This is a genomic window from Rhizobium sp. NXC14, from assembly GCF_002117485.1.
In the GTDB taxonomy this organism is placed as follows: Bacteria; Pseudomonadota; Alphaproteobacteria; order Rhizobiales; family Rhizobiaceae; genus Rhizobium.
On record NZ_CP021033.1, the window covers coordinates 202352 to 228501 of the forward strand.

Consider the following 26150-nt stretch of genomic DNA (forward strand, 5'->3'; position numbering starts at 1 on the left):
ATCGATGCTTCAAGTCAATCGTCGCGGAAAAGGCAAGACTGTTCTGGTGGCAGGAGGCGCCGGCTTTGTCGGCTCGCATCTCTGCGATGCTCTGCTCGGCCGTGGCGACACCGTCATTTGCGTCGACAGCTATATTACCGGCTCTCCGGACAATGTCAGGCCGTTGATGAACCATCCGGGCTTCCGGCTCATCGAACAGGATATCTGCAAATTCATTGAAATCGACGAACCGCTCGACCAGATCTACAATCTGGCCTGCGCCGCGTCCCCGCCGCAATATCAGGCGGATCCCGTACACACGATGATGACGTGCGTCGCCGGTACGGGCAATCTGCTGGCGCTTGCCGAGCGGCATCGGGCCGCCTTTCTTCAGGCCTCCACGAGCGAGGTCTATGGCGATCCCGCCGAGCATCCGCAAAAGGAAGACTATCGCGGTAATGTCAGCTGCACAGGACCGCGCGCCTGCTATGACGAGGGAAAGCGCGCCGCCGAAGCTCTTTGCTTCGACATGCTGCGTGGCGGCCGCGTCGACGTGCGGGTCGCCCGCATCTTCAACACCTATGGGCCGCGAATGCAGGCCAATGACGGCCGGATCGTCTCCAACCTGATCGTGCAGGCCCTCTCGGGGAAACCGCTCACCATCTACGGAAGCGGCATGCAGACCCGGTCCTTCTGCTACGTCAGCGATCTTGTCGGCGGCCTCATGGCGCTGATGGATGTGCGGCCGAACCCCGGCGTGCCCGTCAACCTCGGCAATCCCGGGGAGTTCACCATCAACGAGCTCGCGCAGATGATCCGTTCAATGGTGCCGGTACGAACGGCTGTTGCCTACAGACCTTTGCCGAAGGATGATCCTCAACGCCGCCGGCCCGATATTTCCCGCGCGACAGAACTTCTCGATTGGCAGCCGACGGTGCCCCTTGCCGAGGGGCTCAGATATACGATCGACTGGTTTTCCGCCAATTTGGATGATGGTCCCCGGAAACGCGTCGCTGCGCCTCGCCGTCATCGCGCCGGGGCCGCCTCGCAGGCTGCCCCCTTGGACAACTGACCGAGAGGATGCACGCGATGATGAACCTGGCTTTGCAACAGCGTATCAACGAACTGGGCCCCTGGTTTCAGAATATGCGGTTCGGAGAGATCGAAACCGCGCCGGATCATTTTCTCGGCGACTATCCGGCGTTCAAATGGGAAGGCTTCAAGCATGTCGTGCCCAAGGATCTGGAAGGACGCAGCGTTCTCGATATCGGCTGCAATGCCGGCTTTTATGCGCTCGAGATGAAGCGCCGCAATGCCGGGCGGGTGTTGGGCATTGACAGCGATCCACGTTATCTCGAGCAGGCGCGTTTCGCCGCCGATCATTTCCGCCTCGATGTCGAGTTCAGGCAGATGTCGGTTTATGAGGTGTCGAAACTCCAGGAGAGGTTCGATCTGGTGCTCTTCATGGGCGTGCTTTACCATCTGCGCCATCCGATGTTGGCATTGGATCTGCTCTACGAGCACGTGGTTGCAGATCTCATGCTGTTCCAATGCCTGCAGCGTGGCGAAGAAGGCATCGCCACGCTTGAAGGAGACTACGACTTTTCGGAATGGAAGATTTTTGAGCGGCCGGATTTTCCGAAACTGTTCTTTGTCGAAGAACGTTATGCTGCCGATCCGACGAATTGGTTCATTCCCAACAAGGCAGCGGTCGAAGCGATGCTGCGCAGCTCGGGCTTTGTCATAGAGGCCCATCCCGAGCGAGAAGTTTATCTCTGTCGCCGAGGCCGGCGGCCATACATGGTCGAGCCGCCGCCCGGTTGAGGCGATTGCTCACCCAGAGCGGTTCAGCTTTCGTGGAACTGCAGAAGCGCTCTAAACTATTGGCGGGTCCAGAATGTTCAAAGGTGCCCGATTGTTTTCGACAGCTGTTGCCGCGGTCCTCCTTGTCTTCTTCTTTACCTGGCTCCTGACCAGGCCGCATCTACGTTTCGCGGCCGACGATCCCACGCTGACGCCTGGAGATGCTGCGCGCGGCAGACTCGTCTTTGCCGCGGGCGGATGTGCCTCCTGCCATGCTTCCCCCGGTCAGCCCGACCGCTTCAGGCTGGGAGGCGATCTTGCGCTCGCCTCACCCTATGGAACCTTCAGAGTTCCCAATATCTCGCCCGACCCGGAGGCCGGTATCGGATCGTGGTCGGTCGCCGATCTCGCCAATGCCCTGCTATCAGGCGTCTCTCCTTCAGGGCAGCATTATTACCCAGTATTCCCCTATGCCAGCTACACCGGCATGACACTCGGCGATATCAGCGATCTCTATGCCTTTCTGCACACGCTGTCGCCGGTGCCGGAGCGTCCGCAGCCACACGACATCTCCCCCTTGTTTCGGATTCGGCGGTTTGTGGGCTTCTGGAAGCTCCTGTTCTTCCACGAAGGCCGATCGGGAGCAACGCCGAGCGGCGATCCCGTGCATGATCGCGGCGCCTATCTCGTGGAGACTCTCGGTCATTGCGCCGAGTGCCACTCGTCCCGCAACTTATTCGGCGCCGTGAAGCCCAAGACGCGGTTCGCCGGCGGAGTGAGTTCCGAAGGTGTCGGCTTCAACCCTAACATCACGCCGACAGGTATCGGCTCGTGGTCGGAGCAGGATGTCGCCGAAATGCTTCACAGCGGCAGGACGCCGGGTCACGGCTATGTCGGCTGGTCCATGGCGGATGTGGTCGAGAATACGGCGGAGCTCCCGGAGGCCGACCGGATAGCCATCGCCCGATATTTGAAGTCGCTGCCGCCGCGGCCAACACCGCATCCCTGACGCATATCTGCGCAAATCATCGCAGACTGCCACGGAGTTGGATTCGCCGACCGGCAGAAGAAGGCAAGGACGCGGCCGACCTTAGAGGATATTATCTGCCACAATACCACAGATCGGGAACAGGCCATTAACGTGAACGTTTTTGTCCTTGAGGCATGATACCGGGAGCAGATAGTGGTGAACACGGTATTTGACAAACTCGCGCGACAGGCTGTCCTGATCGTTGAGGATGATTACACGCTTGCCAGCGAGCTGGCGTCCAAACTAAGCCAAGCCGGGATCAATGTCGTCGGGCCAGCGCCCAATGTCGAACAAGCGCTGAAATACATTGAGGATTCCAAGATTGAAGTCGCCATATTGGACATCAATCTGGGGGGGGCGATGGTATTTCCCGTCGCCGATGAGCTGTCGAGGCGCAATATCCCGTTTTTCTTCGCGACTGGTTACAGCCGGGACGTCGTTCCTCCCCGGTTCGCCGATCGAATTTTCGTGGAAAAGCCGTTGGACACGAGCGCGATTTACGGTGCCCTTTCCACTTGCCGCAACACCACACCGAAACCAGCGGATGGCCAAAGGAACCTGGTTCTTTCGGCGCTTTCTTCCCGCGAAATTGATCTTGTTCGCCCGCTTCTCCAGCCCATTCGGCTGGCCCAAGGCGAGGTTCTTGAACAACAATTCGGAGAGATAACGACTGTTTTTTTCATCGAAAGCGGCACAGTTTCGGTGGTCGCCTCGGCTCCAACCGGTCCGCGGGTCGAGGTTGGCCTCATCGGGCGTGAAGGCCTGACCGGCAGTGGGCTGTTGGAGGGGGATTGGCGCACGCCTTATGATCTGGTCGTGCTGACAGAAGGCAGCGCCCAGCGCATTGATATCGACGGATTCCTTCGTCTGATGCAGCGAGCGCCGCAACTACGCTCTCTTGCATCTTCGTTTTCAAGGACACTCGCAATCCAGATCGGTTATACGGCTCTCGCCAACAGCCGCTATTCCATCGAGCAGAGACTGGCCCGCTTGCTGCTCATGCTGAATGATCGATCGGAAGACCAGTTGCTGCTTCTGACCCACGAACACATGTCTTCCATGCTCGGCGTCCGACGGTCCGGAGTTACGAGCGCGCTTCCAATCCTGGAGGGGGAAAAACTCATCAGGTCTGTGCGAGGAAAGGTCATTGTTGTCGATCGGGAGGGCCTTGTCGTCAAAGCCAATGGGTCTTACGGCATCCCCGAGGCGGAATACGAGCGCGTGATGGGGTTTTCATTGCGAGGCACCGGGAATGCCAAAAAGCCTCTCGGCCGGCCTCACTTTTACGCACCGAATAACAGGGAGAAATGGTAACAGTAAGGCCTCGGCCGGGGTCGCAATATTCTAAGGGCATGGACAGAACCGCAGTGGAAAGGTCCCCAGGTGAAGAACGCCAACCCGACTAGACTTTTCTTTGGAAAGCGTATCCTGGTCGTCGAAGACGAATATTTCCACGCTGACGAGACCCGAAGGAGGCTGGAAGATCTTGGTGCAACGGTCGTGGGGCCAGCGGCAAACATTCGTAGCGCGCTTGGCCTTATCGCTTCCGAACAGGTCGATGCGGCGATCCTTGACGTGCATCTTGGCGATGAGTTGGTGTTTGCCGTGGCCGACGAGCTGGAGAGGCGAGAGATCAACTTCGTCTTTGCTACCGGATATGACCCATCCTTTATCCCACTGAAGTACGAGGGCTTTGCGCTTTGCGCAAAGGCGGCCGAACTTGAAAAGATTGCCGTCGCACTCTTTGATCCAGATGATTTGAAAAAGCTGAATTGATCGTCTCGGCGCGGGAAGAACGGAGGCGCGTCGGAGCAAGCATTGTGCATCCCGCGCGTGAGCCGAGTTGCTGCGACGAATTCTGTCTGCATTCGCAGGGAACCATGAGCGGCATGGGGGGTTGGGGTGTGAAGTCGAAAGGTAAGACGATGTCTTCCAGCCCCACCAGGGATATCATCGCTATCGGCGGGTCGGCAGGAAGTGGTACGGTGCTCAAGACCCTCGTTGCCGATCTGCCTGCCAACCTTCCGGCAAGCATATTTGTCACCACTCATGTGCCGGCAAGCTATTCCGGCTATCTACCTCAGATCTTGTCGGCAAGTTCCAAGCTTCCAGTGACGCAGGCGGTTGACGGGCAACCCATCGAGCGGAGTCATATCTATCTTGCTGCGCCCGATCGTCACCTTCTCCTCGAGGGTGAAACGATCAAGTTGGGAGTTGGACCCCGGGAAAACATGGTGCGGCCGTCAATTGATCCGATGTTTCGCTCTGCCGCCCTGTCGTTCGGCCCACGAGCCGTCGGGCTCATCCTGACCGGGATGCTCAACGACGGAGCCGCGGGACTGCAGGCGATTAAATCCCATGGCGGAACCGCAGTCGTGCAGCACCCGCTTGACGCGGAGGCAGATCAGATGCCTTTGGCGGCACTGGAGGCGGTGGAGATCGATCATGTTGCCTCGGCAGCTGAGCTCGGCGGGCTGCTTGCCAGCATCGCTGGAAGCAAGGCGGGACCGACAGTTGATATGCCGTCGGAGGATCTGCGGCTGGAGGTCGAAATTGCCGCCGGCGCGCGGCTCGGCAGTGCCGAACTTCGGAACATTGCCTCTCCAGCGGCTCTGACTTGTCCCGATTGCCACGGTGTGCTTTCAGAGGTTCGTGGTTCGCGGCCGCTGCGATTTCGGTGTCAGATCGGCCACGCCTTTACCGCCGACGTCCTGGCTTCGCATATCGATGAACTTGACGAAGCGATCAGGGTCGCCATGCGAATCATGGAGGAGCGCGTGACGCTCGTGGAGCGGATGGCGCGAGATGCCCGCGATACCGGCCGCACCGCTGTCGCCGAGCTCTATGAGGCCAGAGCAGCCGAGTATCGGCGATATTCTACTACTCTGCGTGACGCCGCTCTGACCTCACTGCGCCTCGGTCGGGCCTCACGTTTCCAGGATCTCTGATAAAGTTGTATCTTTCTGCCATGCCGAAGGTTTAAAATCGCGGCGGCAGACACATGGATAGACGAATGGCATACGACGAACGGGAAGACATGGAGCAACAGGCGGGCGCGTCCGAGCAGGACCAATGGGAGCGGCCGCTCGTGATCGTCGGCATAGCAGTGTGCGCGCGGTCGCTTCCGTCGCTGGAGCGGATATTCGCCGAAGTCGGCGTTGGCCTCGGCGCATCCTATCTCGTAGCGGTGCGCCAGCAGGAAGGGCTCACCACAGCTGCCGTCTTTGAAATGTTACAGCGGCAGGAACGACTGCCGGTGACGGTCGCCGTGGATGGAGAGCCCATTCTTCCGAACCATATCTACATCGGCGGGTCCGACGATACGATCACCCTCGAGGATGGTCATATCCGGGTTCGGGCGGCCCCGGAACCAGTTGGGCACCGTGGCACCGTCGACACCATGTTGATCTCGCTGGCAGAACATGCTCACGAACGCGCCATTGCAGTGGTGCTGGCGGGTCTGGAAAGTGACGGCACGGCCGGGGTGGCGGCAACCAAAAAATTCGGGGGGCTCTCGATCGTAGAGATCAGCGAGAGCGACGACAGATCTCCCGAAGAAGCAGGAGGGGCGCTGGCGATCGCCGACCTCAGATTGCCGGCTGAGAGTATTGCAGGTCACATCACGCTTTATGCCGGCAATGTCGCCGAGGAGGAAGATGTCGGCCTTGATGACGAGCCGGTGAGCGCCCTGGAGGCGCAGATCACGCAGATCGCCACGGTTCTGCGCAATGTCACCAGTCACGACTTCCACGGATACAAGCGCGGAACTTTCACACGGCGTGTCCAGCGGCGCATGCAGGTGCTTCAGATCGGCAACATCGACAGCTATATCGAGCGGCTGCGCGCCAGCCGCGATGAGGTGCAAAACCTTTTTCAGGATCTGCTGATCGGCGTCACTCAATTTTTCAGAGATCCGGCAGAGTTCGAAGCGCTCGAGCGTGAAATTCCAAGGCTGTTCGAGGGCAAAGAGCCGGGCGACCAGCTGCGCGTCTGGGTGCTTGGTTGCGCGACCGGGGAGGAAGCCTATTCGATCGCGATGCTGCTGCGCGAGCATATGGCGAAGATGGATTACCCTCCGGATGTGCAGATCTTCGCGACAGACCTCGATGCCCGTGCGCTGGGGATTGCGCGTGCGGGGCGCTATTCAGCTGCGATCACCTCTCAGATCCAGCCCGACCGGCTCGCACGCTGGTTCGTGCGTGAGGGCGATACTTATTGCGTCGTAAAGGAATTGCGGGAGATGTGCATCTTCTCGCCCCACAACATCGTCAAGGATGCGCCGTTCTCCCGAATCGACATTCTGTCTTGCAGGAACTTGCTGATCTATCTCGATAGCGAGCTGCAAAACAGGGTCATCCCGATCTTCCACTTCGCTCTCAGGCCGAGCGGCATCCTGTTTTTGGGATCGTCGGAAAACGTTACCCGTCACGCCAAGCTTTTCGCGCCCATCGACCGCAAGAACCGACTGTTTCGAAGGCTCGAGACAGCGACCCGCATCATTCCGGACTTTCCGCTCAGTCCACGCCCGCGCAGCCCCGACCATGCCCTTTCCGCGCCGGCTCCGACGCTGCAAACCGGCCGGCTGTCGGCGACGATCAGTCGGCAGGCCGAAGTGGTCGCCGAGCGCTTCGCGCCAGCCTATGTCGTGGTCGATTCGCATTATGACGTGCTGCACTTTTCAGGCCGCACGGGCCGCTATCTGGAGCCGATGTCAGGGACAGCGACCCTTAATCTCCTCAGTTTGGCGCATCGGGATCTCAGGCTCGATATGCGCTCCGCGCTGCAGCGTGCCACGACTGAGGCCGTCAAGGTGGAAGTGCCCAGGGTGCTGCTGCGTCAGGATGATCGCACTTACGCCGTCAATATCATTGTCGAACCGCTCGGCAGCGGCGACGTCACCTCGCTGATCGTGCTGTTCCAAGATGCGGGGCAGGTGGCCGAGGGGACAGCGCCCGACGGCGGACGGCTGACGAGCGAAGAGCATGTCCAGCGCCTGGAAACCGATCTGCGCGTCACCCGGGACCGGCTTCAGGCGACGATCGAGGAATTGGAATCGACCAATGAGGAACTGAAGTCTTCCAACGAAGAGTATCAGTCGATCAATGAGGAACTGCAGTCGGCGAACGAGGAGATGGAAACCTCAAAAGAGGAGTTGCAGTCGGTCAACGAGGAACTGCAGACCGTCAATGGCGAGCTTGCGCATCGCGTCACCGAGCTGGACCGCACGAATTCTGACCTGAAGAACTTGCTTGAGGCAACGCAGATCGCCACCGTGTTCCTCGACAATGATCTGCGCGTCAGGAGCTTCACGCCGGCGGCGACGGAAATATTCCACCTGCTGGAAACCGATGTCGGACGGCCGCTCGATCACGTCGTTTCGCGCGTTGCATATCCGGAGCTCCTGGACGATGTTCGTCTCGTTCTCAGGACGCTGGTGCCAGTAGATCGAAAAGTCAGCGACCCGACGAACAACCGCCACTACGCCGCGCGTGTCCTGCCATATCGCAGTGTCGACAACTATATCAGCGGGGCTGTCGTGACGTTCACAGATTTGACCGCAACTTACGAGGCGGAGGTTGCGCTTCGCCGCAGCGAAGAGCGCTTGCAGCGTGTCCTGGAGACGGATGCAGTTGGAGTGGTGTTCATCAATCAGGAGGGCGTCATCTGCGATGCCAACGAGGTGTTCCTGAAGATGACAGGCTATACGCGCTCGCAAATGGAGCGCTCCGAGCTGCACTGGCGACGGCTGACGCCGGCTGAGCACCTTGCGGAGACCGAAGCGCAGATGGCTGCGGTGAAAGAGACCGGCAAGCTCGGGCCCTATGAAAAAGAATATGTCCTCGCCGACGGGACGCGTCGCTGGATGCTGTTTGCTGGGCGCGATCTTGGCGATGGCACGATTGCCGAGTTCTGCATCGACATCTCGGCGCGCAAACAAGCTCAAGCCGCTTTGCGGCAGGGGGAGGAGCAGTTCCGTCTGTTTGGCGAAGCCTCTTCCGACGTCTTGTGGATCCGGGACGCCGAGACGTTGCAATGGGTCTATTTGACGCCGGCGTTCGAGACGATCTATGGGGTCGATCGGGAGCAGGCCATGACCGGCAACAACTTCCGCAGCTGGGCGGAACTGATCATTCCCGAAGACCGCGAACAGGCGCTCTCCGAAATCCGCCGCGTGCGAAACGGCGAACGCGTGGAGTTCGAATACCGCATCAGGCGTGCTTCGGACCATGAGATACGCTGGCTGCGCAATGCTGACTTTCCGATTCTAGGAGAGGAAGGCAATGTGAAGCAGATTGGTGGTATCGGCCGCGATATCACCGATGAAAAAGCCTCTGCCGACCGGACGAAAGTGCTGGTCGCCGAACTTCAGCACCGCACGCGCAATCTCATGGCGGTGGTGCGGTCGATGGCGGACAAGACCATGCGCACCAGCGCCGATCTGCCTGACTTTTATAAGAGGTTTTGCGACCGCCTGGATGTATTGGCGCGTGTGCAGGGTCTTCTTTCGCGCCTGCAGGAGGGGGAGCGCATCACGTTCGATCAGCTTATCCTATCGGAACTGGCGGCGCACGGCGTGCAGGACGGCCAGATGGACCGGATTACTCTCGAAGGTGCGGACGGCGTCAGGCTACGCTCGACCAGCGTACAGACAATGGCATTGGCAATGCATGAATTGGCGACGAATGCGGTCAAATACGGAGCGCTGAGCCAACCTCGGGCACGTCTGGCCATCAACTGGCATGTCGAGCAATCCGGCGACGGTGGCAAGCCATGGCTACATGTCGACTGGCGGGAGAGTGGGGTGAAGATGCCGCCCGAAAATTCCGGACCCCAAGGGGGCGGCCAGGGCCGTGAACTGATCGAGCGCGCGCTGCCCTATCAGCTGAATGCCAAGACCACCTACACTCTTGGAGACGATGGGATCAGTTGCTCGATCGCAATTCCCATTTCTCTCACCAATCTGATCGCGGGTGAGGACTATGGCTGAGGGCATGCTGCGGGCCTGATCCCGGCCTCATGCTGCTCCTCTTGGCAAGGCAAGTTCCGCTTTGAGCCTGTCGAGGTGAGCAAGATGGATGATTTGGAATTGTTCGAAATTCGTCAGAAGCCGTTCGGCTTCCGTGAGATCGGCGCCACGATGAGTCAGCTCGGCCAGGATTTCGCGCTGCCGAGCAAGATGCATTTCTCCCAAGGCGACATGCTCGCGCGCCTGCTGCAAATGTTTCTCCGCCATTGCCCGCTCCATGGCCATCTCCTCCCGGTAGATCATGCGCCTAATCTCTGACTTAGTGAACGGAAATCGCTGGTCGCCAGGCGCGAAGCGCGCTTTGCGTCCGCGTTCATGAAACGCAGCCATGCGATCACCGCCCGCGATAGCGATGACGTCTTCCCTGGCTTCGACTCGCCGATCCACCAGCGCAGCAGACGTGAATCCGGCGATAGCGCCGCTGTCTGATGTAAGGCGGCATGTCCGAGAAATAGCGCGTTGCACTCAGCCTTACTTATGCGGCTCCCGGACAGGCCGACGTGTTTCGAGATCGAACCTATCGCCGGAGCCCAGCACATGAAGCCTGAGATCGTAGATCGATAGAGCTTCCTCAGGAGAAGCTTCGGCAATGTTCGAATGGGTGACATCGCCGCCGTCGACGAGATAGACGGCTCCGCTGCCTATCACCCGGAACTGATGGCCCTGAACAACGATCGCTGTATCCTCGTCGATACCGATGCCGAGAACGCGCGGGTTCTGCGAAACAGCCCCGATGAGCCGGCCGATCCTCCCGCGTTCAGCAAAATGCTGATCGATGATCACGTTCGGAAGAAGGCCGAGACCAGTAGCCATGCTGATATCGCCGATACGGAAGGACGAGGCATTCCGCCCGCGCACCAACATCGTCTCGCTCATTGCCGAAGCGCCCGCCGAGGTTCCCGCGATGACCCCGCCGCCGGCGAAGATGTCGTGAATCTGCCGGTAGATGGGGGTATCGCCGACCAGGCTGGTGATCCGCAGCTGATCCCCGCCGGAGAAAAACACCGCTCTGACCTGCCTCAGACCGTCGAGCTTCTCGTCCATCGCCGCCTGGTCGCGCTCATCGATATAGAGCTCGGTCACATCGGGCACGCCGAGTTCGGCAAAGGACGACCGGTATTTTTCCAGGTAGCCGTCTGGTTCGTGCGAGGCCACCGTTGCCAGCACGAGCTTGCCATCCTTGATGCGGCTCGCCACCTCCTTCAGAATGACCCGGTCCCCATCGTGATCTTCGTGGCCGCCAATGATGATCAGGGTGCCGTGGCCGGTTTTCGCGGCCTTCGTTTCCTTAGCCACGGCTTGTTTTCCTCTTTCTCAGGTAGATCTGAGGATCAGGACGGGCGCTGCTTGCCAAAGCAACCGCGAAATCTTCGCTGTTATGGCCCCAGCCGAACTTTCCGTCGGGCGTCAATACGATGCCGCCCGCCTCGCCGCCGGTGCGCTCCAGATGAGCAAGCGCCGCCTCGACCGCCCGATCGGGCGACAAATCCTCCAGCGCCTGCATCACGCGCGCGGCGAGGATCGTTCGCGCGATCTGCTCACCATCGCCGGAGAAGACGACGGCGCCGATATTGTCGTCGCAGTAAAAGCCGCAGCCAGGCTGCGGCGAGTCGCCGACCCTTCCGGCCGGCGCGCCGTCAAGGCCGCCGGTCGAGACGGCCGCCGCAAGACGGCCGCTGTCGTCGAGCGCGATACAGCCGACGGTGTCGTGTCCCCTTTCCTCGTGTGCCGATCCTTTGGGCAAAGCGATCATTGCGTCGGCGTCGCAGAGCCTCTCCCCCGCCTCGGCAGCGAACGCCCTTGCGCCGTCGCCGGCAATCAGGACAGGTTCTTCATAAAGCATCGCCTTGGCGACGGAGATGGGATTGCGCAGGCCCCTTGCTACGGCCACGGCTCCGACGTTGAAGCCCGCTCCCTCCATCAGTGCTGCGCACATTTCCACCTCGCCGTCGGCGTTGAGCGCGCTGCCATAGCCGGCATTGAATGTCGGATCATCTTCCAACACGCGAACCGCCGCTTCAACGGCGTCTACGCAGTTGCCGTGGTTCTTCAGGATCTCTGCGCCCGCCTCTAGCGCCCGGCGGCAGCCGGTGCGGTTCGCAGCTGCGTCCTTTTCGGCGATCTTCTTGGCCCCGCCATGGAGAATGATCGACCACATCACGAGATCCTTGCCTCGGCCTTCGACGTCATCTCGGGGGGAACGAAGGCCTGCTTTTTGCGCCTGCGGACCTGACGCGATGCCTGCTGCCATACTTGACCTACATCGTCGGCAGTGATGACGACGAGATCGTTTTCCAGCGCCATGACGAGTGCCTTGTCGACGGCTCGTCTTTCATTCGGCACGATTTCGATATTCTCAAGCGGGAGACCCGCGCGTCGCGCTCCTTCCATAAGAATAGCGGCCACCTCACCGACGGCCCGGCCACGTGGATCGCCATCTTCCTTCAGGATCAGCTTGTCGAAGATGCCGCCAGAAAGTCTGCCCATTTCCAGTATGTCTTCATCACGCCGATCACCTGCGATCCCGATCACGCCGATGCAGCTGCCGTGTTCCGTTCTGAGCTTTTCGACAAGCCCGCCGAGTGCGCGCAGACCGTCCGGATTATGGGCATAGTCGACAATTATCTTTAAACCATGCCGTTCGATGATGTTCAGGCGGCCGGGAGACTGCTCGAACGAGGTTCCGAAGGTGCTCAGCGCGCTGCGGATCACCGGAAGGGCGATGCCGCCGCAATAGGCCATCGCCGCCGCCGCAAGCGCATTCTCGACGTTGAAACCGGCCAGGCCGCCGAAGGTCGCCGGAATTTCATCCGCCGTTGCGACCAGCATCACCTGGCCGCCATCATAAAGCAATATATCCTGCGGCTTGGATGCCAGGTCACAAACGACGGCTCTGCCGCCTTCCCAAATATGATCCTTCAGGAAATCGGGCCAGCGGTCCGGCGGCTGAGCCGTGAAGTAGCACAACTGACCACCTGCTTCCTCACGCATTGCGGCCGTATGGCTATTGTCGGCGTTCAGAATGCTCCATCCGCCCCGCCTGACCGACTCCACGATGATGGATTTAACAGCAGCCAGATCCTCGAGGGTGTCGATGCCCTTCAAGCCGAGATGATCGCTCGACACGTTCGTCACACAACCGACGTCACAACGGTCGAAGGCCAGCCCCTCGCGCAGGATGCCGCCCCGGGCCGTCTCGAGTACCGCCATGTCGATCGTTGGCTCGGCAAGGACCACGCGGGCACTTTTTGGCCCAGTGCAATCCCCGCTCATGATCTGCCGGCCGTCTATGTATATGCCGGTGCTGGTGGTCAGCCCCACTTTCTGGCCATCGGCCGAGAGAATATGGGCAAGCATCCGGGCAGTGGTGGTCTTGCCATTCGTGCCCGTAACGGCGAATACCGGTACGCTCGAGGGCGTTCCTTCCGGATAAAGAAGGTCGAGAACCGGCTTCGCGACATTACGGGCCCGTCCCTGGGAGGGATGGAGATGCATGCGGAAACCGGGCCCAGCATTGACCTCAATTATACCGCCACCTGTTTCGAGGACAGACTGGCCGATATCCGGCGCGATAAAATCGATACCTGCAATGTCGAGACCGACTATCTGTGCCGCCCGGCAGGCAATGAGCGCATTGTCGGGGTGAACCTCGTCGGTGCAGTCGATTGCGACGCCGCCGGTCGAAAGGTTGGCCGTCGGAAGCAGCATCACCCGCTCGTTCCTGGCAGGCACGCTCGAAAGGCTGAGACCTGATCGCGCGATGAAATGCAGGAGGCAGTCATCTATCACAATCTTGGTCAGCGCGGCCTCGTGCCCCTCGCCGCGGCGTGGATCCTGGTTCACCTGTTCGATCAGTTCCCGGATCGTCGATAGCCCATCGCCGGTGACTTGTGCGGGAACTCGCTTGGCCGCGGCCACGAGCTTTCCGCCCACGACCAGGATGCGGTGATCGGCGCCTGCCATTTGCTGCTCGACGAGGACTGATGGACTATGCGCCTGCGCCTGTAGGAAACCCCACGCCACTTCCTCGTCGCTGGCCAGGCCGACATTGACGCCGCGGCCATGGTTGCCATCGATCGGCTTAGTGACGACGGGAAAACCAAGGCGACGTGCAGCACGCACTGCGGCTGCGGCATCTTCCACGATGATGCTTCGCGGAACCGGCAGCCCGGCCTCCTGCAGCAGCTTGCATGTCAGATCCTTGTCGCTGGCGATCTCAGCCCCAATTTCCGAGGTGAGCGAACTGCAACCCGCCCTGATACGCCTGAGGTGCTTGCCGTAGCCCAGCTGCACCAGGCTACTCGAGTCCCGCCGGCGCCAGGGGATCCCCCGCAGCTCCGCCTCCTTGATGAGAGATGCCGTGGTCGGGCCGAACGCCCGGTCCCGATGAAGCGCGCGCAGAGCGTCGAGCGCTCCGGCGAGCTTGAAGGTGTCAATTGAAGAAGCAGTGATTTTCCCGAGGCTCGAGACACCCTGGAGCTCTGGCGGCAGCAGGCTATCCACCAGTTCCAGCGCAAAACGCCCGGCCAGCAGGCCAACCTCCTCGTCCTGATAGGCGAACATGACGTTGTATACGCCTCGTTCGCCTGCCACCGAACGAGTTTTCCCCCTGGCGACGTCGGCCCCTGCCATGTTCTGCAATTCCAGAGCGACATGCTCGGTCACATGCCCGAGCCAGGTTCCTTCCGCCATGCGGCGGAGGAAGCCACCCGCTTCGCCGTAGCAGCAGCCGTGTTGATGCAGCCCGGGAAGCAGCTGCGTGAGCTTTCCCGCGAAGCCAGGAAGGCGGTCCGTCGGATACTGCTCCAGCGTTCCCAAGTCCAGCTGGATGCGGATCATTGGCGTTTGGCTGTAAAGATGCGGTCCGCGATAGATCGCTACCTCGCGCACATCCATGGCTCTCACCGCCCGCTTGCTTGTGACGGTGTTGAGGGGTTTCATGCTGTTTCTCCGGGTGTCGAATGCGATTCGGGTCGCTTTGGTCCACGACAACCGCACTCCGCCTCGGTGGTTCCGCTACTGTACGGCACCGCACTCTCTCGGAACGTCCGAACTGTCGCGCATCTGCCGACCCTTCACTGCAAAAGGTAATCCGGTCCGTGGTCTGCTAGGTGAGCTTCAGGCTCTCGTTCGGCTGGACGACATAGGCATTTCATCTCGATCAAAGTCTGTGTGGGTCGATGCATGAGGGAGCTGCTCGCAGCATCAGTCCGAACCCACCACAGTTTAAGTGTGTGCTGGAACCTTCGACGTCCCCGGTTGTTAGCGGCATCTGTCGTGAAAACGGGTAAGTAAGCACGGTCGAAGCTGGCGACATCCGAAGCCGCCTAAGCGCGCTTGAACAGTCGGCGCTTAGGCTGTGTGGCGACGGGCGTTGGCAAAACACTGTTTTGGGAAGATTTCATGCCGCATCACGTAAAGACGACGGCAGAAGCAGAAGGTTCGGCGAGAGGACGCCGCCGAGTTGTCGTGGTAGGTGGCGGTTTCGCAGGCCTTGCCTGTGCCCGGGAGCTCGGGAATGCTGATGTAGACTGCGTCGTCGTCGACCGCCGCAACCACAATCTCTTCCAACCGCTTCTCTACCAGGTGGCCACCGCCGCCTTGTCGCCGGCTGACATAGCAGAGCCCATCAGAAAGACGCTTGCGGGTTACAGGAACATCGAAATGATCATGGCGGAAGTGGTTGGCGTCGACACGTCAAAGCGGCGGGTCCTGCTCGCGGACGGGGCCGATATACCCTACGACCAGCTCGTGATAGCCACAGGTTCCGAATACAATTACTTCGGACATGACGAGTGGCAGGCTCTGGCGCCGGGTCTCAAGACGATCCATGAGGCGCGAGAGATTAGGCATCGCCTTCTTCTGGCGTTTGAGAAGGCCGAAAGAGCGGACAGCCCCGCCGAGAAGCAGGCGCTGTTGACGAGCATCATTATTGGCGGCGGCCCCACGGGCGTCGAAATGGCCGGCGCCATTTCGGAGCTCGGACGCTTCATGATCAGCAAGGACTTTCGTAACCTTCAGCCCGACCATCTCCGCGTTCTGCTGGTGGAAGCAGGCCCCCGCATTCTGGGGGCCTTTCCTGAGCATCTCTCTGAATATGCAACACGATACCTTGAAAAGATCGGCGTCGAAGTTCGCACAGGAAGCCGGGTCGTCGAAATTACAAAGGACGGTGCGAACATCGGCGGCACCTTCGTCTTAGCCGGATCGATCATCTGGGGAGCCGGCGTGAAAGCGTCGCCAGCACATCGCTGGCTCGGCCTCTCGGGCACTGCCGGCAACCGCATTCCGGTCGATGATCAACTTCGCGTCCAGGGCTTCGAGGATGTCTATGCGCTCGGAGACACAGCCGCTTTGATCGGAACGGACGGAAAGCCGCTCCCCGCGCTTGCGCAGGTTGCTAAACAGCAAGGCATCTACCTTGGACGACGGCTTCGCAAGGAGCCTGCGATTAGGGGGCCGGGCTTCGTCTTCCGCAACAGAGGCAATACAGCCGTTATCGGTCGCAACGCCGCCGTCTTTGACTTCGGCCGGTGGACCCTGAAAGGAAGGCTCGCATGGCTGCTGTGGGCAATCGTGCACGTGTATCTGCTTATCAACTTCGAAAAGCGGCTTCTCGTCAGCATCCAGTGGATCTGGCGCTACCTCACGCGTCAGCGCGGCGCGCGCATCATTGATGAAAGCGCCGGCCCGACCGCTGCCCTTGCCTCGGACGACAGCCGCCTGACCCACTCGGGGCAGACTTGAGGACGCGTAGGGAGCAGGAGGAGGATGTCGATGGATCAGGATTCCCCGTGCGGATTGGTTCTGGCCTACGCAGGTATCATCGTCACCATCGGGGTCATCATTACCATCGGCTCCATTTCATCCTGGAAGTTGAGCGGTCGTGACGAGAGCCCTTCACCCGCGATCGAACGAGGAGAGCTTGAATGACTAAGAAAAGGGACAAGGCCGCCGCGCAGATCCGCGGGGCGATCCAGTCGGGAGCGACCGGCGATATCAGACCCGGCTTCGACCCTGCAGCCGCACCACTAGAAACGGATGCCGAGGCTGCGGGTCAGCCGATAACTCCCGAACAGGTCGGGATGGCACTGAATGCCCGGAATATCGGGGCCGCCGATCATCAGCGGAATTACGACGTCGCGATGCGCGAGCCAGGAAGCGCGGCGACCATTCCCCAGACCACCCGCTCGCCTGCGTTGCGCATCTTCATTGGCACGTTGGTTGTTGTTGCGGTCGCGGTGGCGGTCGCGAGCTGGATCTATAGCTGATCAGGATCGGGCATGGACCAGCCGGTTCGCGTTGCCGGATCTTATGCGGACATCCTTTTCTGCTCTGTCCGAGGGAACTGGAGGGCATCGAGCTTGTTCGTCCACATGGCAAACGAAGGAGATTGTCCCATGGACAGAAGAAACGTCATATTCGGAATGGCAGCGGTGAGCCTGTTGCCGATGGCAACTCGTGTCGTTGCGCAGGATGCAGGCATCGAGAAAGGAAAGTTGAAAGCCCTGATGGGAGGCGACTTTGCGACAGCGACGAGTGAGCTCGCTGTAGCCAAAGCAACCAACCGCGCAGTCAAGACATTTGCCGAACTTGAGATAGCAGAACAAGCGGCAGTTGCTGAGGCGTTTGGTTCCAAGCCAGGCGCTAATGGGTTCAGCGAAAAACATCAGACGGCGGTGCAGAAGCTCCAAGCGGCCAAAGGAGCGGAATTCGACCGCATGTACATCAACGGCCAGATCGATGGGCATGAGGAGCTGCTAACCATCCACAAAAGCTACGCCAGAAATGGCGATGACCCCATGGCACGAGGAGCGTCCATGGTCGCAGTAACCGGCATTCAGAGCCATCTGGTTATGCTTAAAACCATTAAGAGCACGCTCAGCTAATGTGCTAGGACGGCCGCGGGCTGTCGCAAGATCAGTGCCAGCGACTTTTGCGATTCCTCTTGAATTCGCGACACACGAAAACCAAATCGGATGCCGTCGGCTGATCCAGCACGGAAAGCGGCCGAACTTACAGACATCAGAGGGCGCCATGGCCGCGGCGCCCGTCAGCATCGCGGGTTGGGAAGGAGAGAATGATGAAGCCCGATATGTTCAGACAGCCTGTCTCCGTTCTTGTTGGTCTTGGATTTCCAGTTGAGGTCCGCAGCGTGATGGACGCCTATCGGCATCTTATCGAATGGCCGGCGTCATTACGGGATCACGCGCATTCGATCGCACTCAAGGCTTGCGGTGCGGCGCTGCGCGGCGAGATCGAGCCGGAGACGGCACGCGGCCTGTATGTTGCCTTCGCTGAAAAACACGATTTGCTGGCGCCGGGAGACCAATTCCTTGCTATCTCTCAGATTTCGCGAGATAGGGATCCTCAGCTGTACTGAATGAGCTGATCACGGCAGCACCTTGAGCCGCGGCCCACGGTCGCCGTTCGAAACCGCTACCATGGTCGTTCGGCGTGCCGCTGCGCGGCTCCTGTCGGGCGACCAGCCGTGTAAGATCAGTCGATACGATCTGCAAGGTTGAGCGGCAGGCGGTGTTAATGCTCAACGTCCCTATAGCCGTGAGCAAACGCTTCTATCTGTCAGGCCGCGTCCTGGACGCTAGCCGCAATTTTCGGAGGCGGTCGTTCTTTTCATCGCGAAGGCGACGCTCTTCTTCAGCGGTTTCCGCCGCCACCCTACTCGTGTGTTCGAACGCCGTGGCGCGCTGCTGCACGGTCAGCGTTCTCCTGATTCTGCTTACCATGAAAATCGATCCATAAGGCTTTTCTCATATTTGGGTCCGGTGGCAAACCTTATCAACAGGTTGAAGCTTTGTGTCCGCTCGCGTACCAGCTGGAAGTGGACCTTGTTCAAGCCACCGCTACGCCCATTTACATCTGACTATCCCGAGTTCTTCCCAACCATCCGAAGCGGCGTCCGCGCGCCTCTCGTCGAGGGGAGGGCTCAGCGCATCGACGTCGACAGCTTCCTTCGTCTCACGCACAGAGCGCCTCGATGGCGCACTCTTTTGTCGTCATTTTCTCGATCGCTCGCAATCCAAATGGGCTACACCGCCCTTGCCAGCAGCCTCTATACGCTCGAGCGGAGACTGGCCCGCTTGTTGCTCATGCTCGACGATCGGTCAGAAGGCCATGTGCTGCATCTCACCCGTGAGCAACTATCTTCAATGCTCGGTGTCCACCGTTCTGGAGTAACAACCGCGCTTCACTTCCTGGAAGGTGACGGGTTTATCAGGCCGACATGAGGAAAGGTGTTCATCATCGACCGGGAAGGCCTTATCGCCAAGGCCAATGGCTCTTATTGTATCCCGGAGGCGGCGTATGAGCGCCTGATGGTTTCCCCAAGAAGTACAGCAGATTCCCGGGAGAAAGTCCGCAAGCCAGGCTCCCAACTTAATGGCGTCAATACCGGTAAGACGTTGATTGACATTACCTATCGCGCAACTTTTGTCTTAAGCAAGGGTTCGACGCGCGAAGGCGTCAGCCGGTTGGCGGCTGTTACCTGTTCGGAGAGGCCCAGTGGAAAAAGGCAATCAAAAACTTTTCTCGGGAAAGCGTATCCTGATCGTCGAAGACGAATATTCTCTTGCCGACGCGACCCGCCGGAGGCTCGAAGACTTAGGCGCAACCGTCGTGGGTCCGACGGCAAGAGTCGGTCACGCGCTCGGACTTATTGCCCGCGAACATATCGATGCGGCAATCCTCGATGTCTGCCTCGGTGACGAGCTCGTCTTCGCTGTCGCCGATGAATTGCAGGAGCGACACATTAGCTTCGTCTTCGCCACTGGCTACGACCGAACAGTCATTCCCACCAGGTACAAGGGCGGTGTGCTCTGCGGCAAACCGATCGACCTGGAAAAGGTCGCCGCCGCCTTGTCCTTGTAGCGCTCCTGACGGAAAGTATCGGCTATCGACAACATGGACCAAGCCTCCCCCTTCGGGGCACCGACACGGCTCGACTTAGCATTGTCTCGCCATGGCCAGCGTTTCAGCGGATCTACTTCCATTGAATCGACAGGGTGCAGCAAACGTTTTGCATTCAGCCTCGGAACCCCCTCGAAATCCTGATGTCTTGCGGCGGAAAAGCGGCATTGCAGTCCGACCGGGCCGCTCCGCGAGATGTTGGGCCAGGGCTGCCAGGGGCGGCCAGGGCCGAGAATTGACTGAGCGCCAGCGCGCTGCCTACCAGCCGAATGCCAAGACCTCCTACACTCTTGGAGACTATGGGATCAGGTGCTGGATCGGAATTCCCATATCCGTCAGCAATCTGCTCGAGGACCAGGGCCACGGCTGAAGGCGACAAGGCAGCGATGCGGACGCCCGGCAATGGAGGCCAGGTTCTGCTGCCGGAGAAGGTCTTGCTCCGGCTGAGACCAGCCAGCTACACCGCATCAAGTTGCCGGTCAATGGGTCGCACTACCTGCGGATCCGCCGACCTGACGCTTCTCTTCACATTCGAGCAACTCTGCCTTAAGCCTCTCAAGGTGCGCCACGTGCATCACCTGCGATTCCTCGAAATTGGTCAAAAGCCGTATCGCTTCCCTAACGTCAGCACCGCGATTGGTCAGCTCAGCGATGAGCTCGCGCTGCCGAGCGACGTGCAACTCTCCCAGGGCGACATGTTCCAGCGCCTGCTCCAAATGCTTCTTCACAATCGTGCGATCCATGCGGATCTCCTTCTAAAGCGCGGCGAGAAAATTGATTCCTGCCAAGCGCTTTAGTTTCTTGTCTTGATGCATGTCACGATCCTGGAGCTGCAGACTTCCGGACGACATGCACCTAAGGGTGATCATGCGCTTATTATCAGCGTTTGCATACTGGCGCGTCGTGATGGTCCGAGTAACTGTTGAAGGCGAGTTGATCGGAAACACCAATTTCTTAGCGAGCATAGAGATAGGCTGCGAGATCGCGGGCTTCCTGTTCGGATATTCCGGTGGTGGGCATCGCCGTCTTTGGCGAATGGGCCTGTGGCGCGACGATCCAGGCGATGAGGTTGTCGGTGGAATTGTTGAGCACGCCGGCAATGTAGACCCGCTTGCGCAGACCGGAGAGATCGCCGCCGACCTTGCCGTCGGCGCCCTCGATGCCCGGAATGGTGTGACATCCGGCGCAGCCATATCGGCGAAAAATCGCTGGCGCCCGCGCCGGATCGCCTTTTGTCATGGCGACGGCAACAGCCTGCCTTTCGGATCGCTCCCGGTAGATGTCGGTCAAGCTCAATCCCGCCGTCAGGCCCACCACGCAGGCGGCGATGACAAAGGCGGGGCGAAGGGAATCATGGGGCGACGATAGGCGTTCCATCTGCGCCTCCCTTTCCGGAATCCCTGATCCATAATGCCGTCAGCGCCAGCGCAACAGTGGCGTAGACGATGCCGGCAGGAATCCACATTACCAGGCCGGCCATCTGCTGGTCTTCGAGCGGCGACAGCCCCCAAGCCCCAGACGATCGTGTCTGCACGACGTAGAGCACGTTCGGCGACAGGGCGATAAGGGCCCCAAGAATGCTCATATGGAGCATCGTCACGAACAGATGCCAGGCCGCAAGCCCCCTGTTCGTCTTCCAGATGACAGGCCACCAGAACAGGATGGCACTCAGGAAAAAGAAAAGATGCTGCAAACGGTGGAGCGGCGTGCTTTCGATCGCGGCGTCGAACAGAAGAGGCGCGTGCCATGCCCAGATTGCCACCCCGTGGAGCAGCGTCGCGACAGTGCCGTTGCTCAGCAACGTCCAGGTCCTGCGGACCACGCTCGAGGCGAGCACCTGTCCCGCCCGACGCCTGACGGTCCTCGGCAGCCCCCAGAGCAGCACCGCCGACGGGCGTGCCAATACGATGAGCGGCGCGGCAACCGCCATAACCAGTTCATGTTCGATCATATGGACGGTGAAAAGCTGTTCTCCCAGCCAATGCAGGGGAGAGACAAGCGCGCCGGCAAGCACCAGCCAGCCCGCCCAATAGGCCCAACACCGGTACGCGAAGACTCGCCGGCCCGTGGATGATCGCGACATCAAGCGAAGGCTTCCGCTTGCATAGAGGGCTGCGCAGACTGCGAGCGGCGCGATTATCCAGGGATCGGCCGTCCATGGGAGGGAATTCGAATGGGCATGGCCTTCATGTGCCAATCCCGGTGTCGCCATAAGAAGAAAAGCGATTGTCGTTGCTGTTCTCATAGCCGTGGCACCCAATAGATGCATCCGTAGAGGGGAAGCCAGGCGAGGACGACAAAGTTCCAGTAGAGCGCGTTGTCTTCGACATCGCCGTAGCGCCGCGCATTGTCGCCATGCTTCGAAAACATCAGGCAGGCGAGAACGACGGTATCGACGAGGTCGGTGATGATGTGGGTCGCGTGCAGGCCGAGCATCGTCCAGACGATCGATCCATAGGCATCGTCGTCCCAACCGATGTGAAGGGCAGGAAATTCATAGGCGCGGGGTATGAGGGGTGCTGCTCCGAGAAGAGCCATGATGATCAGTCCCGCGCGCACCTTGCGGAGATCCCTCTGCTTCGCCCACCGCGCGACGAGCATATTCGGCACGATGCTGACGAGAAGCAGCAGGGTCAGAATTGTGCCGGGAAGGAGATCCGGGGCAGGGGCTTCGATCGGCCAACGCGGCGCCAGGCTCATGAGATAGAAGTAAACGACGATCGCCAGAGCGAATCCCATGCCTTCGATCAGCATGAAGGCGCTGGTGCCCCAGAAGGTCAGGCTGGCGGTGCCCAAGCCGTGCAGGGGAAGCTTCGACAGATCGGTGACCACGCGCTCCTTCATGACTCGTCCTCCGGTGTTTGCTTGGGCCAGAACCATCCGGTCAGAGTGATCGCTACCGGAACGGCTCCCCAGACGACGGCCCACGGGCTGAAGATCGAGGCGATCAGCATGATGCTCGTGGCGATGGCGGCCAGAAACGGCCAGATGGAATCGGCTGGCGAGGACTCCCGCGCCTCCGGCTCCGCTGCTGCAACGCTGCTGACGATCACTTCTCGCCGGTCGAGCCGAAGTCCCGTGGCCACGGGCAATGTTTCCCTGTCGGTCCAGAGCGGTTCGGCCGATTCCACGACGGGGATGTGGCGGAAGTTGTAAGGGGCAGGGGGCGAGGATGTGGCCCATTCCAACGTCGAGGCGTTCCAGGGGTTCGGTTCCGCGGGCGGCCCGAATTTGAAGCTGCGGATGGCGTCAACGAAGAAGACCAGGAAGCCGACGGCCAGGATGATAGTGCTGAGGCTGACAAAGAGGTTCAAGCCTGCCCAGGGCAACTCCGGCGGATAGGTATAGACACGCCGCGGCATACCCTCAAGGCCGAGGATGTGCATGGGGAAGAACGTCAGGTGAAAGCCGATGAAGATCAGGCCGAAAGCCCATCGGCCGAGCCTTTCACTCATCATCCGGCCGGTCATCTTCGGGAACCAGTAGTAGATCGAGCCGATGAGAGGGAAGACCGAGCCGCCGATCAGCACGTAATGGAAATGCGCCACGACGAAATAGGTATCGTGAACCTGAGTGTCGAGCGGCACGGACGCAACCATCACGCCAGTCATTCCGCCGATCACAAAGGTGATGAGGAAGCCGATGATGAAAAGCAGCGGTGTCTTGAAGACTGGACGGCCATCCCACAGCGTTGCCAGCCAGCAGAAGATCTGGGTTCCGGCGGGAATGGCGATCGCCATGCTTGAGGCGGTGAAGAAGCTGCTTCCCAGTCGGGGCAGACCGGCGACGAACATGTGATGCACCCAGAGGCCGAAGGCCAGGACTCCTGTCGCGATCATTGCCAGCACCAAAGGCAGGTAGCCGAAGACAGGACGCTGCGTGAAGGTGGAGATCATGGCGGACACCATGCCGACCGCCGGCAGGAAGATGATGTAGACCTCCGGATGGCCGAAGAACCAGAACAGGTGCTGCCAGAGTAGGACGTCGCCGCCTTCGGAGGGATTGTAGAACTGCGTGCCGACCAGCCGGTCGAGAATGAGCGACGAGGAGCTGAACATGATCGCCGGCATTGCCAGGATGACCAGAAAGGCCGTCACCAGCATCGACCAGACGAAGAGCGGGATGCGATTGAGCGACATGCCCGGCGCCCGCAGCTTGAAGACGGTCACGACGATCTCGACGGCGACCGCGAGGGCGGACACCTCGGTGAAAGTGATCATCTGCGCCCAGAGATCGGCCCGTTTCCCCGCGCCATACTGCGGGCCTGCGAGTGGCACATAGGAAAACCAGCCGACATCGGGCGCGGTATCGAGGGCAAGCGAGATCCACAGCAGCAGTCCTCCGGCGAGGTAGATCCAATAGGAGAAGGCGTTCAGCCTGGGAAAGGCGATGTTGCGGGTTCCGACCATCAGAGGAACGAGATAGACCGCCATCGCCTCCATGACCGGCACCGCAAACAGGAACATCATGTTGCTCCCGTGCACGGTGAAGATCTGATTGTACCGGTCGGCGCTGATGAAGCGGGCCTCGGGGAAGGCGAGCTGGATGCGCATCACAAGCGCCAGCACGCCGCCGAGGATGAGAAAGACAAAGGCTGTCGCGATATAGCGCCGACCGATGATCTTGTGATCGACCGTGGAGAGCGCTGCCAACAATCCAGGCGGCGTCGACCATGTGCGCCTGAGGAAGGCGTCCGCCTCTTCACTGCCGGCAGCCAGATCGGCGGGGGAAGGGGTTCTGCCGCCGCCTGTCATGGCAGACCACTCATATAGGCGCTCACCTGTCGCAGCTCGTCGCCGGTGAGGGGAACCAACGGCATGTTGTTGCCCGGCTTCAGCGTTTGCGGGTCGGCAATCCATGCCGCAACCGATCCCCGCGTATTCTCCAGCAGCCCCGCCGCAATCATGCTGCGGCTGCCGACATGGGTGAGGTCAGGCCCTGAAGTGCCCGATGCCTCGGTGCCCCGGATGGTATGGCAGGCGGCGCAAGGCTTGCTCATGAAGACGAGCTTTCCCGCAGCGGCATCACCATCGGCCGGCGCGGCTGCCGTCTTTCTCTGCGACTCCAGCCACCTGGCGTAGTCCTCCGGCTCCTCGGCAATCACCAGCAGTGCCATGTGGCTGTGCTGCAGGCCGCAGAATTCGGCGCATTGGCCGCGATAGATGCCGGCCTTGCTGGCATGCAGCGTCAGCCCGTTCTCGCGGCCGGGGACCAGATCCTGCTTTCCCGTCAGGTTTGGCACCCAGAAGGAATGAATGACATCAGTTGCCTCCAGGCGCAGCCGGACATCGGCTCCCACCGGGATATGCAGTTCGTTGGCAGTCTGGAAGGTTCTGGCGGGATCCGCATCGAGATAGGTAAACTGCCACCACCACTGCTGCCCGCGGACGGCGATGGTCGGCGGATTGTCCCGGCCGCGGTCGACGCCATTGGTTGCGTAAAAGCTGGTGATGGTCAGGAAGCTTACGACCAGGAAGGTCGTCATGATCGCGCCGGTAACGACCCCGCCGATGGAACGCTGGGTCTGCGGTTCGCCGGGGCGCTGGTTCTTCCCGCGAACCAGCGCCCATGCCATGACGCCCATGACGAGCACGAAGACGACGCCGCAGACGGCGACGAACAGGAATAACAGGCTCTTGAGTTCCGAAGCTGCAGGTCCGTCCGCATTCAGCGCCGATTGCGTCCCGACAGCGCAGCCGGACAGAAACAGGGTGCATGCCGGAGCGATCTTCAAGGCCGGACACCTCGATCGGAGCGGATGCCCACCGGCCCTTCCTCGAAAAGAGTTGCGGCCGGCGCCCGGTTCTCGGCCGGCCTCGTATGCTTGTCGTCATTGCGGCTCGGCGCGGTATAGAGGGCGGAATAGGTGCCGATTGTCCTGATATAGCCAGCAAGCTGCCAGATCTGGTCGCTGGTCATTTTGTTCGCGAAGGCAGGCATGCCGTGAGGCCGTCCGTCGCGTATGGATGCCACCACCGATACCATTTCCGAGCCATAAAACCACCAGCCGTCAAGAAACGAAGGGCCGGTCCCGCCTCGTCCGTCTCCATGGCAACTAGAGCAGCCGAACCAGGAATAAAGGCGCTTGCCCTGGCTCAGATCATAGGCGGTCGTCTCATAGGGCTTGCCAAGCGCGAAATAGACGTCGGGTGGTGTGCCGCCGATCCTGTCCGGCATCAGGCGGAACTGATCGAGAGATGATGTGACGGGCGGATCGGCACGGTATTGTCTTGGATGTCTTGCCCAGCCGAGCGCGGCTCCGATCACCAACATACCGAATAGCAACGTCGAGACGAACCAGGTGCCGCCCTTCTTGACGGTGCTATCGGCAAGCAAAGGGAACAGATTGGACGCGACGACGGGATGGGCGCGACGCAAGCGTGG

At 60.2% G+C, this 26150-nt stretch carries 26 protein-coding genes; 14 read left to right on the forward strand and 12 right to left on the reverse strand.

Going from position 1 to position 26150, the window contains the following annotated elements; genetic code table 11:
* The first annotated feature begins 4 nt into the window (after positions 1-4).
* From NXC14_RS28990 to NXC14_RS29020, 7 genes are all read left to right on the forward strand, one after another.
* On the forward strand, positions 5-1051 hold the full coding sequence (locus NXC14_RS28990) for a UDP-glucuronic acid decarboxylase family protein (RefSeq protein WP_085781473.1): 1047 nt from the start codon (positions 5-7) through the stop codon (positions 1049-1051).
* 17 nt (positions 1052-1068) lie between these two features.
* Entirely contained in the window at positions 1069-1803 is a 735-nt protein-coding gene (locus tag NXC14_RS28995; protein ID WP_085781474.1) for a TIGR04290 family methyltransferase, read from the forward strand.
* Between the two features lie 73 nt (positions 1804-1876).
* Positions 1877-2791, forward strand: coding sequence for a cytochrome c (locus tag NXC14_RS29000; RefSeq protein ID WP_085781475.1), 915 nt, complete (start codon positions 1877-1879; stop codon positions 2789-2791).
* Positions 2792-2968: 177 nt separating this feature from the next.
* Positions 2969-4126, forward strand: a complete 1158-nt coding sequence (locus NXC14_RS29005; RefSeq protein WP_085782038.1) for a helix-turn-helix domain-containing protein — start codon at positions 2969-2971, stop codon at positions 4124-4126.
* Between the two features lie 69 nt (positions 4127-4195).
* Positions 4196-4588 carry a response regulator gene (locus tag NXC14_RS29010; protein ID WP_085781476.1) on the forward strand — a complete coding sequence of 131 codons (393 nt, stop codon included), beginning with the start codon at positions 4196-4198 and terminating at the stop codon, positions 4586-4588.
* Positions 4589-4737: 149 nt separating this feature from the next.
* Positions 4738-5760 (forward strand): chemotaxis protein CheB, encoded by a 1023-nt coding sequence (locus tag NXC14_RS29015; RefSeq protein WP_085782039.1) that lies wholly within the window; start codon positions 4738-4740, stop codon positions 5758-5760.
* 65 nt (positions 5761-5825) lie between these two features.
* The gene (locus NXC14_RS29020; RefSeq protein WP_085781477.1) at positions 5826-9800 is read left to right on the forward strand and encodes a CheR family methyltransferase; all 3975 of its coding nucleotides are present in this window, start codon (positions 5826-5828) and stop codon (positions 9798-9800) included.
* Positions 9801-9827: 27 nt separating this feature from the next.
* Here NXC14_RS29020 and NXC14_RS33735 read toward each other — a convergent pair whose 3' ends face one another.
* From NXC14_RS33735 to NXC14_RS33740, 5 genes are all read right to left on the reverse strand, one after another.
* Complete coding sequence (locus tag NXC14_RS33735; RefSeq protein WP_245362251.1) at positions 9828-10304, reverse strand: hypothetical protein; 477 nt, start codon at positions 10302-10304, stop codon at positions 9828-9830.
* Positions 10305-10310: 6 nt separating this feature from the next.
* On the reverse strand, positions 10311-11135 hold the full coding sequence (locus NXC14_RS29030) for a cyanophycinase (protein WP_085781478.1): 825 nt from the start codon (positions 11133-11135) through the stop codon (positions 10311-10313).
* A complete protein-coding gene (locus NXC14_RS29035) occupies positions 11128-11997 on the reverse strand; it encodes an isoaspartyl peptidase/L-asparaginase family protein (RefSeq protein ID WP_085781479.1) in 870 nt (289 codons plus the stop codon). Before NXC14_RS29035 ends, NXC14_RS29030 begins: the two co-directional genes overlap by 8 nt.
* Positions 11997-14780, reverse strand: coding sequence for a cyanophycin synthetase (cphA, locus tag NXC14_RS29040; protein WP_245362252.1), 2784 nt, complete (start codon positions 14778-14780; stop codon positions 11997-11999). Before cphA ends, NXC14_RS29035 begins: the two co-directional genes overlap by 1 nt.
* Positions 14781-15191: 411 nt before the next feature.
* The gene (locus NXC14_RS33740) at positions 15192-15410 is read right to left on the reverse strand and encodes a hypothetical protein (RefSeq protein WP_245362267.1); all 219 of its coding nucleotides are present in this window, start codon (positions 15408-15410) and stop codon (positions 15192-15194) included.
* On the opposite strand from NXC14_RS33740, the gene NXC14_RS29045 reads away from it, so the two are divergent.
* The 7 genes from NXC14_RS29045 (at position 15309) to NXC14_RS29070 (ending at position 19727) form a co-directional block, all read left to right on the forward strand.
* Entirely contained in the window at positions 15309-16586 is a 1278-nt protein-coding gene (locus tag NXC14_RS29045) for an NAD(P)/FAD-dependent oxidoreductase (protein ID WP_245362265.1), read from the forward strand. The genes NXC14_RS33740 and NXC14_RS29045 overlap by 102 nt on opposite strands.
* A 30-nt stretch (positions 16587-16616) precedes the next feature.
* Entirely contained in the window at positions 16617-16772 is a 156-nt protein-coding gene (locus tag NXC14_RS32780) for a hypothetical protein (RefSeq protein WP_157131525.1), read from the forward strand.
* Positions 16769-17110 (forward strand): hypothetical protein, encoded by a 342-nt coding sequence (locus NXC14_RS29050; RefSeq protein ID WP_085781481.1) that lies wholly within the window; start codon positions 16769-16771, stop codon positions 17108-17110. Before NXC14_RS32780 ends, NXC14_RS29050 begins: the two co-directional genes overlap by 4 nt.
* 129 nt (positions 17111-17239) lie before the next feature.
* Positions 17240-17728 carry a DUF4142 domain-containing protein gene (locus NXC14_RS29055; RefSeq protein ID WP_198175595.1) on the forward strand — a complete coding sequence of 163 codons (489 nt, stop codon included), beginning with the start codon at positions 17240-17242 and terminating at the stop codon, positions 17726-17728.
* 194 nt (positions 17729-17922) lie between these two features.
* Entirely contained in the window at positions 17923-18222 is a 300-nt protein-coding gene (locus NXC14_RS29060) for a DUF982 domain-containing protein (RefSeq protein ID WP_085781483.1), read from the forward strand.
* 727 nt (positions 18223-18949) lie between these two features.
* Positions 18950-19087, forward strand: coding sequence for a helix-turn-helix domain-containing protein (locus NXC14_RS34035; RefSeq protein WP_348630271.1), 138 nt, complete (start codon positions 18950-18952; stop codon positions 19085-19087).
* Positions 19088-19361: 274 nt separating this feature from the next.
* Positions 19362-19727, forward strand: a complete 366-nt coding sequence (locus tag NXC14_RS29070) for a response regulator (protein ID WP_085781484.1) — start codon at positions 19362-19364, stop codon at positions 19725-19727.
* Positions 19728-20245: 518 nt separating this feature from the next.
* Here the strand turns inward: NXC14_RS29070 and NXC14_RS29075 are convergent.
* The 7 genes from NXC14_RS29075 to NXC14_RS29110 all read right to left on the reverse strand — a co-directional run bounded on the left by NXC14_RS29075 (position 20246) and on the right by NXC14_RS29110 (position 26039).
* Entirely contained in the window at positions 20246-20509 is a 264-nt protein-coding gene (locus NXC14_RS29075; RefSeq protein WP_085781485.1) for a hypothetical protein, read from the reverse strand.
* Positions 20510-20720: 211 nt separating this feature from the next.
* The gene (locus NXC14_RS29085; protein ID WP_085781487.1) at positions 20721-21143 is read right to left on the reverse strand and encodes a c-type cytochrome; all 423 of its coding nucleotides are present in this window, start codon (positions 21141-21143) and stop codon (positions 20721-20723) included.
* Positions 21118-22011 carry a cytochrome c oxidase assembly protein gene (locus NXC14_RS29090; RefSeq protein ID WP_085781488.1) on the reverse strand — a complete coding sequence of 298 codons (894 nt, stop codon included), beginning with the start codon at positions 22009-22011 and terminating at the stop codon, positions 21118-21120. The genes NXC14_RS29085 and NXC14_RS29090 overlap by 26 nt, the downstream gene beginning before the upstream one ends.
* The gene (locus NXC14_RS29095; protein WP_085781489.1) at positions 22008-22610 is read right to left on the reverse strand and encodes a cytochrome c oxidase subunit 3; all 603 of its coding nucleotides are present in this window, start codon (positions 22608-22610) and stop codon (positions 22008-22010) included. The genes NXC14_RS29090 and NXC14_RS29095 overlap by 4 nt, the downstream gene beginning before the upstream one ends.
* Entirely contained in the window at positions 22607-24520 is a 1914-nt protein-coding gene (ctaD, locus tag NXC14_RS29100) for a cytochrome c oxidase subunit I (RefSeq protein WP_085781490.1), read from the reverse strand. The genes NXC14_RS29095 and ctaD overlap by 4 nt, the downstream gene beginning before the upstream one ends.
* Complete coding sequence (coxB, locus tag NXC14_RS29105; protein WP_085781491.1) at positions 24517-25500, reverse strand: cytochrome c oxidase subunit II; 984 nt, start codon at positions 25498-25500, stop codon at positions 24517-24519. Before coxB ends, ctaD begins: the two co-directional genes overlap by 4 nt.
* A complete protein-coding gene (locus NXC14_RS29110) occupies positions 25497-26039 on the reverse strand; it encodes a cytochrome c (RefSeq protein ID WP_085782042.1) in 543 nt (180 codons plus the stop codon). The genes coxB and NXC14_RS29110 overlap by 4 nt, the downstream gene beginning before the upstream one ends.
* Positions 26040-26150: the final 111 nt, after the last annotated feature.